General features: G+C 69.4%; 9 protein-coding genes. 7 read left to right on the forward strand and 2 right to left on the reverse strand.

Annotation, left to right across the window (positions count from 1 at the left end; genetic code table 11):
* Positions 1–45: 45 nt before the first annotated feature.
* On the reverse strand, positions 46–603 hold the full coding sequence (locus POL67_RS39750; protein ID WP_271926028.1) for a class I SAM-dependent methyltransferase: 558 nt from the start codon (positions 601–603) through the stop codon (positions 46–48).
* 271 nt (positions 604–874) lie between these two features.
* On the opposite strand from POL67_RS39750, the gene POL67_RS39755 reads away from it, so the two are divergent.
* The 7 genes from POL67_RS39755 to POL67_RS39785 all read left to right on the forward strand — a co-directional run bounded on the left by POL67_RS39755 (position 875) and on the right by POL67_RS39785 (position 11,390).
* Entirely contained in the window at positions 875–1,804 is a 930-nt protein-coding gene (locus POL67_RS39755; RefSeq protein ID WP_271926029.1) for a hypothetical protein, read from the forward strand.
* Positions 1,805–1,896: 92 nt separating this feature from the next.
* Positions 1,897–3,174 (forward strand): DUF1552 domain-containing protein, encoded by a 1,278-nt coding sequence (locus POL67_RS39760; protein WP_271926030.1) that lies wholly within the window; start codon positions 1,897–1,899, stop codon positions 3,172–3,174.
* A 32-nt stretch (positions 3,175–3,206) separates the two neighbouring features.
* The gene (locus POL67_RS39765) at positions 3,207–5,582 is read left to right on the forward strand and encodes a DUF1592 domain-containing protein (protein ID WP_271926032.1); all 2,376 of its coding nucleotides are present in this window, start codon (positions 3,207–3,209) and stop codon (positions 5,580–5,582) included.
* A gap of 56 nt (positions 5,583–5,638) precedes the next feature.
* Complete coding sequence (locus POL67_RS39770; RefSeq protein WP_271926033.1) at positions 5,639–7,273, forward strand: glycoside hydrolase 5 family protein; 1,635 nt, start codon at positions 5,639–5,641, stop codon at positions 7,271–7,273.
* The gene (locus tag POL67_RS39775; protein WP_271926034.1) at positions 7,270–8,064 is read left to right on the forward strand and encodes a PhzF family phenazine biosynthesis protein; all 795 of its coding nucleotides are present in this window, start codon (positions 7,270–7,272) and stop codon (positions 8,062–8,064) included. The genes POL67_RS39770 and POL67_RS39775 overlap by 4 nt, the downstream gene beginning before the upstream one ends.
* A gap of 46 nt (positions 8,065–8,110) precedes the next feature.
* Entirely contained in the window at positions 8,111–10,237 is a 2,127-nt protein-coding gene (locus POL67_RS39780) for a serine/threonine-protein kinase (protein WP_271926035.1), read from the forward strand.
* 181 nt (positions 10,238–10,418) lie between these two features.
* Entirely contained in the window at positions 10,419–11,390 is a 972-nt protein-coding gene (locus tag POL67_RS39785; protein ID WP_271926036.1) for a PAS domain S-box protein, read from the forward strand.
* A gap of 15 nt (positions 11,391–11,405) precedes the next feature.
* On the opposite strand, the gene POL67_RS39790 is transcribed toward POL67_RS39785, so the two are convergent.
* On the reverse strand, positions 11,406–12,329 hold the full coding sequence (locus POL67_RS39790; RefSeq protein WP_271926037.1) for a GNAT family N-acetyltransferase: 924 nt from the start codon (positions 12,327–12,329) through the stop codon (positions 11,406–11,408).
* Between the last annotated feature and the right edge of the window lie 5 nt (positions 12,330–12,334).

The raw sequence follows: 12,334 nt of genomic DNA on the forward strand, positions 1-12,334 counted from the left end.
CCGCCCCCGCCACGCAATGCACGGCTCGGGGCCGCCGAAAATCGATTACTCCGTCCGCTCGATCGACACGCGCCACGCCTCCGCGTATCCCTTGCCGCCGAGCATGTGCTCGTACCGCGCCGGCCGAATCTCCCGCACCTTCCAGCCCGACGCGAACGCCGCCCGCAAGTCCGCCTCCGAGAGCCGCCTCGGCCCCTCCGCGCCCGGCTCCCGATCGCTCCATACGAGCGCGTGATACATGCTGCCCGGACGAACCACGTGCGCAAGGCTCGCCACGTATTGCGCCCGCATTCCGCTCCCGAACACGTGGAGCAGCCCCGAATCCAGCACCGTATCGAACGTCCGCCCGAGCATCCCGAGCTCCAGCGCATTGCCCCGCACGAAATGCACCGACACGCCGCTCTGCTGCGCGCGCGTCCGGGCCTTCGCGAGCGCATTCTCCACCAGGTCGAGCCCCGTCACCGCGTGCCCGCGCGCCGCGACGAAAATTGCGTTGTCGCCGGGCCCGCAGCCCACATCGAGCACGTCGCCGCGGAACCCTCCAGCCTCCGCCAGCGCCACGAGGTCCGCTTGGGGCCGGCCGATGTCCCAGGGCGCGTGCACGCCCTCCTCATACGCATGGTGAAACACCGAAGGCTCCGGTGGAGCCGTCCTATCCCGCGTGCCTTCGCCTTCGCTCGTCATCACCCCTCCTCGGGTCTCGGGTTTGGTTCCTCTCCATGTGGCGGCACCTCCAAGGCGGCAAGGTTTTGCGCGCGCGGATTCGTGCGCGGGCCGTGCTTTCCACCTTCCGCGCGGCGCGCTTCGCGGAAGGCTCGACGCGCGCAAGCACGAGCGGTAGGTAAGAAGGCTCCCGCGTCGCCGACCTCGCGCCATGCGTCTCTCCCAAGCGCCCCTTTTCCTCTTCGCCTTTGCCCTCGCGGGCCTGCTCGGGGCCTCCCCGCGCGCCGCGGCGGCCACGCCCCCGGGGGATCCCGCCGCGCAAAAACAGGCCTGCGCCGACGCCTCCGAGCAAGGCCAGGAGCTCCGCGACCAGGGCAAGCTCCTCGCGGCCCGCGAGCGCTTCCTCGCTTGCGCCGCCGAGGCCTGTCCTGCCATCGTCCGCAAGGACTGCGCCGACTGGCTCGCCGACCTCGACGAACGCACCCCCTCGATCGTCCTCGATGCGCGTGGCCCCGCGGGCCAGGATCTCACCGATGTCCGCGTCCTCGAAGGCGAACACGTGCTCGCCTCGTCCCTCGACGGCAAGGCGATCTCGCTCGATCCGGGCGAGCACCGCCTCCGCTACGAGTGGACTGGGGCTCCCGCGGTCGAGGAGCGTATCGTCCTCCGCGAAGGCGAACACCGCCGGCGCCTCTCCGTCCGATTCGTCGCCGCCGCGCCCCCCGCGCCGAAGACGCCTACGCCTGCCGCACCTATGCCGCGCCCCCTTCCCCTCGCGCCCCTCGTCCTCGGCGGCGTGGCCCTCGCGGGCGGCGCCGCGTTCGCCGGCCTCGCCGTGAGTGCGCAGAGCGATTACGACCACCTCGACGCCACCTGCGCCCCGCGCTGTACCGCGGACCTCGTCGACCCCGTCCGCACCAAGCTCATTCTCGCGAACGTCTCCCTCGGCGTATCCGTCGTCTCCTTGGGCGTTGCCACCTTCTTGTGGTTCACCCGCCCCAAGGGTCCGCCCGGAAAAACCCCCACGACCGCCTTCGCCATCGCCCCCCTCCCCGGCGGCGCCGCGGCCTTCCTCGGCGGCGCCCTCCCGTTCGAGGGATCGTCCCGCGCTCGCGTGATCACGCCGATCACCCCCCCATGAACGATCCGATCACCCCCTCTCGCCTGGCCCTTCTTTCCCGGCCGTTTTGATGATCCTGCGCCCCGGCATGCCCGTTGCGATGGGGCCGGGGCATGAAGCACTGGAACCGTCGACGCTTCCTCACGGGCATGGGCGCGGCCCTCGTCGCCGCCCCCGTCCTCGGCCTCCTCGAGCGTGACATTCGCGCCGAAAACGCGACGGCGGCCCGCCGCCTCGTCGTGTTTTTCTCGCCCAACGGCACCATTCACAAGCACTGGCGCCCGAGCGGCAGCGGGGCGAACTTCTCCTTCCCTGCGGGCAGCATCCTCGAGCCGCTCGCCGCGCACAAAAGCCGCATCATCGTGTGCGACGGCCTCGATTTCCACGGCGTCGACAACCACGAAGCCGGCATGGCCGCCATGCTCACCGGCGGCGGCACCCTCGGCACGGAGACCGCGGGCAAGAGCCTCGATCAATACGTCGCCACCCGCATCGGCCAGAACGATCGATTCCCCTCGCTGGAGCTCGGCGTACAGACGAGCGCCTGGGGCGGCGGCATCCAGACCCGCATTTCTTATGCGGGCCCCGGGCAATTCGTCCCGCCGGACGACAGCCCCAAGAGCGTCTACACCCGCATGTTCGGCGACGCCCTCGGCAGCCCGGGCGAGCTCGACGCGGCCCTCGCCCGCAAGAAGAGCATCCTCGACCTGCTCCGCGGCGAGCTCGGCACCTTGCGCGGCAAGGTCGGCGCCCACGAGCGCGAAAAACTCGACGAGCACCTCGCATCGCTGAAGAAGATCGAATCCGGCCTCGAAGGCCCGCTCTGCGCCCCGCCTGCGGCCCCGCCCGCAGTCGGCACGTACAACAACGACGCGTTCCCCACGATCGGCAAATCCCAGATGGATCTGCTCGTCCTCGCGCTTGCCTGCGACATGACGCGCGTCGCCTCCGTGCAATGGAACCACACCGTCGGCCCTGTCGTCATGAGCTGGCTCGGCGTCGCCGAGGGCCACCACGGCCTCTCCCACAGCGACGACGGCAATTCGAAGGGCGTCGCCGAGTTCGTCGCCACCGAGCGCTGGTATGCCGAGCAGTTCGCCTACCTCCTCGAACGCCTCGCCACCACGGCCGATCCGCAGGGCGGCATGCTCCTCGATTCCACCGTCGTCCTCTGGTGCAAGGAGCTCGGCGACAGCCGCCTCCACGATTGCAAGTCCGTGCCGTTCGTCCTCGCGGGCGGCGGCGGCCTCTCCACGGGCCGGTATCTGAACTTCGGCGGCGCGCCGCACAACCGCCTCCTCGTCTCCGTCTGCCAGGCCCTCGGCCTCGACAACCAGACCTTCGGCGACCCGCAAAAAGGCTCGGGTCCCCTGCCGGAGCTCTTCGCGTGAAAACCCCTGGAACCAACGTGGGAGCCATGGCCATGCTGCGTACTGTCCTTCGCTCGAATTCGATCCGGATCACGGGCGCCCTCGCCCTCACGGCCGCCTTCGCCGGCTGCCTCGGCGGGGAAGACGAGAATGGGAAACCCGGGGCCGGCGTCGTCGGTTGTCCGGACGACCTCGCGTTCTTCCAGAACAACGTCTACGAGCCCCTGCTCGAAAAGAAATGCTTCGTCTGCCACAGCGCGACGGGCATGGCCGGCAAGAGCCGCCTCGTCCTCACGCCGCGGAGCGAGCCGGACGCCCTCGAAAAGAACCTCGAAGTGGCCCGCGCGCTCGCCGTCGAACAGGAAGGAGGCCTCTCCGTCCTCCTCTCGCGCCCCTCGGGCCAGCACCCGAATGGCCACCCCGGCGGCACCCTTTTCGAGCAGGGCACCCCCGATTACGCGACCCTCTCGCTCTTCGTCACGCGCACGACCCGCGGCGAAGGCTGCGCCGCGCCCTCCGCCGCTTGCACCACCGTACAGCCGGGGCCCCGTGTCCTGCGCCGCCTCACCCGCCACGAGTACGACGCCACGATCTCGGAGCTCTTTGGCATCGACTCGCAATGGGGCGCCTCCTTCGTCCCTGACATCGTCATCGGCGGCTTCGACAACAACGAGGACGCGCTCCGCGTGAGCCCGCTCTTCGCCGACCAGGTCCGCCGCGCCGCCGAGGAGATCGCGACACTTGCCCTGACGAACCCTTCGAGCATCCTGCCGTGCGACCCCGTCGCCGCGGGCCCCGAGGCCTGCGCGAAGACGTTCGTCGACACGTTCGGCAAGCGCGCCTTCCGCCGCCCGCTCAGCGCCGAAGACGCCCAGCGGTACGTCGCGCTCTACCAGACCATCGCCTCCAAGGAAGGCTTCAACGAGGGCATCGAGGCCGTGATCACGGCCATGCTCCAGTCGCCGCATTTCCTCTATCGCACCGAGATCGGCGACAACTCCATCGCCAGCGAGGGCGGGCGTGTTCGTTTGACCCCCCACGAGATCGCCACCGAGCTCTCCTACATGCTCTGGGGCACCATGCCCGACGACGAGCTCTTCGCCGCGGCCGACGCGAATGCACTCGGGACGCCGGAGCAGATCGAGGCCCAGGCCAAGCGCCTGCTCCAGGATCCGAGGAGCGACGAGATCCTCGAGCGGTTCGCCATTGCCTGGCTCGAGCTCGATCGGCTCGACGCCGCGCCCAAGGACTCCGCCACCTACCCCGAATGGAACGCCGACATCCGCGCCGCCATGATCGAGGAGACGCGCCAGTTCGTGCGCCACGTGATCCGCAATGGTGAAGGCACGATCGCGGAGCTCCTCGATGCGCCCTACACCTTCGTGAGCCCCAAGCTCGCGACCTTTTACGGTTTGCCCGCGCCCGCGAGCGCGGCGGACGAGAACGATTTCGGCATGATCGAGCTCGGCGACTCCGGCCGCGCCGGCATTCTCACGCAAGGCAGCGTCCTCGCCACGCACGGAAAACCGGCCGGCTCCTCCCCCGTGCATCGCGGCAAGCTCGTCCGCGAACGCCTGTTTTGCCAGCCCTTGCCGCCGCCGCCGCCCGGCGTCGTCGCCGAGCCGCCGCCCATTGATCCCACGAAGAGCACCCGCGAGCGCTACGCGGCGCACACCACCGTCGAGCTCTGCAGGAGCTGCCACGACCTCGTCGACCCCATCGGCTTCGCCTTCGAGCATTTCGACGGCATTGGCCGATATCGCGCGGACGAAAATGGCCTGCCGATCGACGCCTCCGGCGAGATCCTCTCGGCCCCGGCCACCACGGGAAGCTTCGTGGGCGTCCCCGAGCTCGCCTCCGTCCTCGCGGAGAGCCCCGACGCGCAGGGTTGTTATGCGCGCTCGTGGCTCCGGTATGCGTATGGCCAGCTCGACGAAGGCCGGCTCGCTTGCCTTTCGAGCCAGGTCGCGGACGAGTTCCAGAAAGGAAACCTCCGCGTCCTCGACCTGCTCGTCGCGCTCACCCGCACCTCGCATTTCACCGAGCGTGTCGCCGATCCCCCGGAGCCCGGCGGCCCCGGCAATCCCTCGGGCACGGGCGGCGCGGGTGGCGCGGGCGGTGATCCGACCGGCGCTGGCGGCGCGGGCGCCTCGGGCGGCGGGGATCCCGGCCCCACGCTCCCGTACGTCGTGGATACGACCGTCGACAGCGATTGGGGCAGCGGGTATCAGCTCACGATCCAGGTCACGAACATCGGGAAAGAATCCCTTACCTGGTCCATCCCGATGCAGGTCGAGGGTACGATCGCCAATATCTGGAACGCGAGCTACACGGTCACGAACGGCACCACCCATTTCGTCGGCGCCGAGCACAACGCCACCCTCGCGCCAGGCCAGGCCACGAGCTTCGGCTTCGTCGCGAATCGCTGAACGTCGAGAACCCGACTTTCGATCCGGACGGGCGGGCCCTACGGTTCGCGGAGACCATGGTCGCCGCGCCGCCCGCCCTCGCCGATCCCGTCGTGGACCTCCCCACGACCTGGTACGGCCCCGCCGTCGCGCGTTTCGAGGCGGAGTTCCCAGGCAATCCCTACGATCCCGAAGAAAACGACGTTCGCGTGGTCTTCGTCGGAGCAAACGGCGAGCGGATCGAGCGGATCGCCTATCCCGACGGGACCTCCGCCTACGAGGCCGTCCTCGTCGCGAAGGCCCCCGGGCCGTACCGACCCCTCCTCTATCGCAATGGCGTCCTCCAGCCTTCCCGTGCCCGGAGCGACGTCGTTCGTCTTGACACACGTTTGCCGCGCGGCTTCCTCCGGGTCGACCGGCGGAACCCGAACCGGTTCGTGTGGGACGACGGCACGCCGTATTATCCGCTCGGCTTCAACCTCGGCTGGCAAATGCCCGAGATGCCGCCCATGGCCGAACAGCTCGCGCGGATGGGCGCGGCCGGGATCCAGTGGACGCGCATCTGGGCGAGCTCCTGGGATGGGAAAAACCCGTTCTGGCCCGTGAACGACCCTGGAGCGCCGCGGGATCGGCTCTGGCCGCCGGCGCTCGCGAAATGGGATGCCCTCTTCGAGGCCTGCGAGAAGGCCGGCATCTCGATGCAGATGGTCCTCTTCAACCACGGATCCTTCAGCACCTTCGTCAATCCGAACTGGCCCGATCACCCCTGGAACGTGGCCCGCGGCGGATTTCTCGCGGACGCGGCCGACGTCTTCACGGATCCCGAGGCGCGGCGGCGCATGAAAATGTGGCTCCGCCACGCCGTCGCCCGGTTCTCGCATTCCCCGTCGCTCTTTGCCTGGGAGCTCTGGAACGAGGTCGAGTGGACCGACGCCTCCTTCGCCGGGCGATTCTCCGACATCACGGCCTGGCACGAGGAAATGGCGCGTTACCTTCGAACCCTCGATCCTTACGGCCACCCGGTGACCACGAGCGCGCTCCTCGCGCCCGCGTCGACGTGGCGCACCATGGACTTCCTCCAGCCGCACCTGTACACCGACGCCATCACCCTCTTCGCCCGCCTCGGCTGGCTCCCGACCCGCGCGCCGGCCTTTTTCGGCGAGGTCGGCCCCTCGCGCCCCGCGCGGGTGAACCTGCGGGCCTTCGTCCGCGACGCCCTTTATGCCGGCATGCTCCGCAATCAGGCCGGCACGCCCATGTTCTGGTACTGGGACCTCGTCGAACAACACGACCTCTATGGCGAGTTTCGGACCGCGGCGAAGGTGCTCGACCTGAGCCGCCTCCCTCATCATTCGCGCGCCGAGGCGCGGCCCGTCCTCGTAATCCCGCCTTCGCCTGCCCTCGCGCTCGGGGAATGTGATTGGTTGACGATCCGGATCACCGCCCCGTCCCCCCGAACCGTCCGTATCCTCGGCGCGAGGCTCGACGAGGGCGACTACAATCGCACGACCATCGACCTCGACACCGGGCAATCGTCCGTGGATGGGGTGCATATCGGACAAACCGGCCTGGAGGTCGCCCTTCCGGCGGCCGACGTGGTCATGATCCTGGACAAGCGCTCCGGCGGCTGCCGCGGCGACGTTCGATGTCACCGTGAAACGCACGCGCTGAGCCCGGCCATGGTAAAGCTCGGTCTCGGAGGAGACTCGTGACCGAGATCCCGCTCTACCAGATCGATGCCTTCACGCGCCGCCCCTTCGCCGGCAACCCCGCCGCCGTATGTCCCCTGCCCGCGTGGCTCCCGGACGCGACGCTCCAGGCGATCGCCGCGGAGAACAACCTCTCGGAGACCGCGTTTTTCGTGCGCCAGGGCGAGCGCCACGAGCTGCGCTGGTTCACGCCCTCGGTCGAGGTCGACCTCTGTGGCCACGCGACGCTCGCCGCCGGATACGTCGTCCTCGAGCTCCTCGCGCCGGACCTCCCTTTCGTCTCGTTCCACACGCGGAGCGGCGAGCTCGTCGTGCGGCGCGCCGAGGGCTTGCTCTCGATCGACCTGCCCGCGCGCCCGCCCGCGCCCGCGCACGTACCTTCCGCGCTCGCCGAGGCGCTCGGCAAGCGGCCGACCGCGGCCTTTGCCGCGCGTGACCTCGTGGCCGTGTACGACAGCGCCGAGGACGTCCGCGCGCTTCGGCCCGACATGGCGAAAATCGCGGCGCTCGACACGTTCGCGGTGGGCGTCACCGCACGAGGGACCGGAATCGACGCGGACGTCGATTTCGTGTCCCGCTTCTTCGCGCCGGCAAAGGGCGTCCCCGAGGATCCCGTGACGGGATCCCTGCATTGCACGCTCGTGCCCCTCTGGGCCTCCAAGCTCGGCCGGACGCGGCTCCAGGCGCGGCAGGTGAGCGCGCGGACGGGCGAGCTCGACTGCACGCTCGCAGGGGATCGTGTCCTCCTCGCGGGCGGCGCGGTGCTCGTGCTCGAAGGCCGGATGCGCTTCTGAACCGGCTTCCCTGACGCCACGCGGCAAGGTATCTTGCCGGCGGCCCATGATTCCCGTTCTGCGGTGCACCGACATCGAGCTCACCGATCTCGCCGACGACAAACCCGCGCTCGTCGACCCGGAGACCGGCGACCCCGCGGGCCTCTCTCTCGTGCAGTGGCTCGGCTCCGGCGGAATGTCCGCCGTATTCCTCGCCGAGCGTGACGAGGAAACGGAGGCGCCCGGCCTCTCGGCGCTCGCGCCCTCCCGGGTCGCGGTGAAGCTCGTCAAGCCCGGGACCGAGCAGGGCCTCGCGCAGATGGGCATGACGAGCCGGGAGCTCGCGCAGCGCGAGATCGAAGCGCTCGAACGGGTGAAGAACCTCGTCCCGCCCAGCGAATTCGTCATCGGTTATTACGGGCATGGCAGCGCCGAGGTCGCGCTCGAAGAGGAGCCGCCCCTCATCCTGCCCTGGATCGCGCTCGAATACGTCGAAGCATCGAGCGAGGGCGTGACGCTCACCGATCGCGTCGCCAAAGCGCGGGAGACGGGCGTGGATCCGGTCCGCGCCCACAGGCTCGCGCGCGGCATGATCGAGGGCGTCCGTGTCCTCCACGGCCTCGGCGTCCTCCACCGCGACCTCAAGCCCGACAACGTCTTCGTCGCCGGCCCGCTGGACGATGAAACGCCGAAGATCGCCGATTGTGGCATTGCGCGGGTCGACGGGCTCACGCTCGCGACCGTGCAGGGGATCACGCTCGGGTATGGGGGCCCCGAGCAGGCGCTCTCGTCGGTCGCGCCGTCGCGGCGCAATCCGCTCGTCGGGCCTTGGACGGACGTGCACGCGCTCGCCTCCACGATCTGGTTCATGCTCACGGGCGAGGAATGGTGCCGCTCGATGCCCTCCTGGTACATGGGCGAGCGGCGCAGCCTGCGCACGGCGAAGAAGCTGCACCGCGGCTTTCTGGCGGCGGAGGAGCTCTTCGGCGCCATCGATCTTGCGCTCCGGCAAGGCGCCTCGCCGGTGCTGCCCGAGGGGACGTGGGACCTCGAAGGCGCCAAGTTTTACGAGACACACGCTCGAAAATTGCTCGGCGGCTCCATGTTCGAGGGCTCGCCGCCGCGATTCCCCTCGGTCGACGCGTTCGCCGAGGCGCTGCTCCCGCCCCTGGAAGCGGCCGCGGCGCGGTGGATCGAAATCGCGGCGCGCGAGCACCAGCCGATGACCTCGTTCCGCAAGACGCGCATCTTGCCGTCCGAGGAGGAGGTCTTTGCCGCGATGGACGCGCTCGCGCCTCCGCGCACCACGAGCGAAAAACCCCTCCTTTTGGAGCCGGGCGGCGTCGTGTTCCTCCCGGGCCCCTGGGGATTCGCGCGATCGGGCAGCGAGCTGCATGGTTTGTCCAAAAAGGAGCCGCGTACATTCTCGGTCGACGTCCCTCGACCTTATCGAGCGCAGATCGCCGCCTCGCGGTGGCTCGTGCGTGGCCCAGGCGGGGGCATTGCGCTCGTGGGCCCGGCCCACGTCCTCTTGCAGCGGGGCGAGTCGTTCGTGCAGGGCACGTTGCCACGGCGCGCGGACGAGGGGCCCGTCGGTGAAATCGTGGCGACGCTCGGCGACGGCCGTGCCTTCGGGGTGGTGACGGCCGACGCGGGCGAGGGCGGACCGGAGCTCTGGCTCTCGAACGACGGCGTACGCTGGGCCGATCCGCTGCTCTTGCCGCTCGGCGGCGAGGTCTCCGCGATTGCCTCGGGCCCGCTCGGCTTTTTCGTCGCGGGCAGCTTGCGCGGCAAGAAGGCGCGCGCCTTGTGGATTGGATACGACCAGGAGGTCCGCTCCTCCGCCGCGAGCTTGAACGACAAACCCGCCTTGCTCCTCTGCGTAGCGGGCGCCGAGGGCGAAGCGTGGGCCGCGGGTGCGGGCCTCGTGATGCGCTTCGATCGCGGGGGCTCCGCGGTCGAGGCCTCCGAAGCGGAGGGCATTCCCGTGGCCATGGGCCTCGACGACGAGGGCGTGCCTTGGCTCGTCACCGAGCGGGAGGTCTTCCGGCGGCACGGCGGCGGCGTCTCGCCCGTGTGGAAGCGATATCATACGCAGCCGAAAGGCACGCCGCGGCTCGTGGCGATTGGTTTTCCGCCGGGCGGCGTGCGCGTCGTGGACGCGGTCGGGGGCGGGGCCGTCTTGCGGACGTGAGCGGATGCAGAGTTCGAGCGGCGTGAGCCTCTCGGTGCACCACCTGACCAACCACCTGACGCCAGCACCACATTCCGCTGCAAACGCACGCCTTCCCGCTGTTCGGCACTACAAACTACGATATTTCGGATGTGTGCCCGCAGGTGTATCCTAAGGGAACGTTCATCTTCGTACGGGGGACATGAGTACGTACACGCCAGACCATCCCACGCTCACTTACGTGGAACTGGAGCGCCGCAATGCCGCGCTGGCCGCCGAGAACCAGGCTCTCCGCGCCCAGGTGGAGGACGCGCGCCGGCTCCTCGAGGACCACGCGCTCGTCGAACAGGAGCGGCACCTCAATGAGGAGCGCTTCCAGCAGATGTTCGACTGTTCACCGATCGGACTCACCATCGTCAGCCTCGAGGGCAGCTTCGTCCGCGTGAACCGCTCGCTCGCCGAGATGCTCGGCTATTCGCCCGAGGAGCTCGTGCAGCTTCGCTTCCAGGACATCACGCACGCGGACGACCTCGAGGTCGATCTCGAGCTCCTCGGGAAAACGCTCCGCGGCGAGATCCCACGTTATCAGCTCAAAAAGCGTTTTTTCCACCGGAACGGGGCGATCGTCGACGTCCTCCTCCACGTCGCCCTCGTGCGCGACGCGAGCGGCGCGCCGGTCCATTTCATGTCGCAGCTCCTCGACATGACCGAGCAGAAGCGGGCCTACGAGGCGCTGCGGACCAGCGAAGAGCGCCTGCGCCAGCTCTCCACGCCCCTCGTCCCGATCCGCGAGGACGTCGTGGCCATGCCGCTCATCGGCGCCATCGATCCGGCCCGCGCCGACCGGGTGCTCGAAGTGCTCCTCGCGGGCATCAGCGGCGGGCGCGTGCGCGTGGCCATCCTCGACGTCACCGGCGTGGTCGACCTCGACGAACAGGTCGCGTGCGCGCTCGTCCGGACCGCGCACGCCGTGCGCCTGCTCGGCGCGCAAATGGTGCTGAGCGGCATTCGCGCCGAGGTGGCGCGCACCCTCGTGGAAATCGGCGCCGACCTCTCGGGCATCGTGACGTGCGCGAATCTACAGGCGGCGATCACGTATGCGCTGCGGCTCTCGCGCGGCGGCGCCCCCCAGGGAGCGGGCGTGACCAACCATGGGAATGCGCCGCGAGGGTAGGAAAAACGCCGCGCACTATCGCGCCGCTCCCAGGAGCGGCCCGCGAAAGAGAATCATGCTCGCCAGAGGCCGGTACCTCATCGACGCGTTGAGGTGCCGGATCGGAGCATTCTCGACGATGTTCTCCGTCACCAGCCGTCGAAAGCCGGCCCGCTTCGCGCCGGCCACCTGCGCCCGTTTGAGCGCGCTCGCGATGCCGCGTCCGCGCCATCCCCGCCGCACCCCCGTGAGGCTGTGGAACGCGACGCCGCCGCGGCCGCGCTGGAGCACCGCATACCCGACGACCTCCGCGCCCTGCATCGCGAGGAACGTGAGGTCATGGGTATGGATAGGCCTATCCATGTCCGTGGCGAGCCAGTCTTCGAACGATCCCACCTCGTCCGCCGCCTCCCCGGGGATGCCCGGAATGGCCTCGCACGCGACCTGGTACATGCCGCGCAAAAGATCGGGCCGCTCGGCGCGGGTCACGATCGTGATGCCGTCCGGCGGCTTCACCTCGAGCATCGGCGTCGAATCGAGGTCCAGCGCGAGCTCGAGCTGACGCCCCACCTCCTCGTACCCACGCCGTTCGAGGTAACCGCGAGCATCTCTCTCGCTCTCGTGCGCTTCGATTTCGAGCTTCTGCAACCCGAGCCGCCGCGCATGCTCCGAAAGCGCGACGTGCATCGCCGCGGCCACGCCCCGCCGCCGATGTTCGGGCCGCACCCACAAGCCCGCCACGCCACACGCATCCGCGCCATTGCCTGCGGGAGGTCGGACGAAGGCGGCGCCCACGGGCTGCCCGTCGCTCCGAACCACCCCATCCAGCCGGCCCGGATGAAGCCCGCGCAGATGGCGAGCGTCCTCGAACGAGGGGATTCCCCAAACATCCGCGGCGTTCACCACGTCGACCCAATCCCGGAAAGCATCGTCCGTGGCGACGATTTCAAGGGGCGGCAATGGGG

It is taken from the genome of Polyangium mundeleinium (assembly GCF_028369105.1).
In the GTDB taxonomy this organism is placed as follows: Bacteria; Myxococcota_A; Polyangia; order Polyangiales; family Polyangiaceae; genus Polyangium; species Polyangium mundeleinium.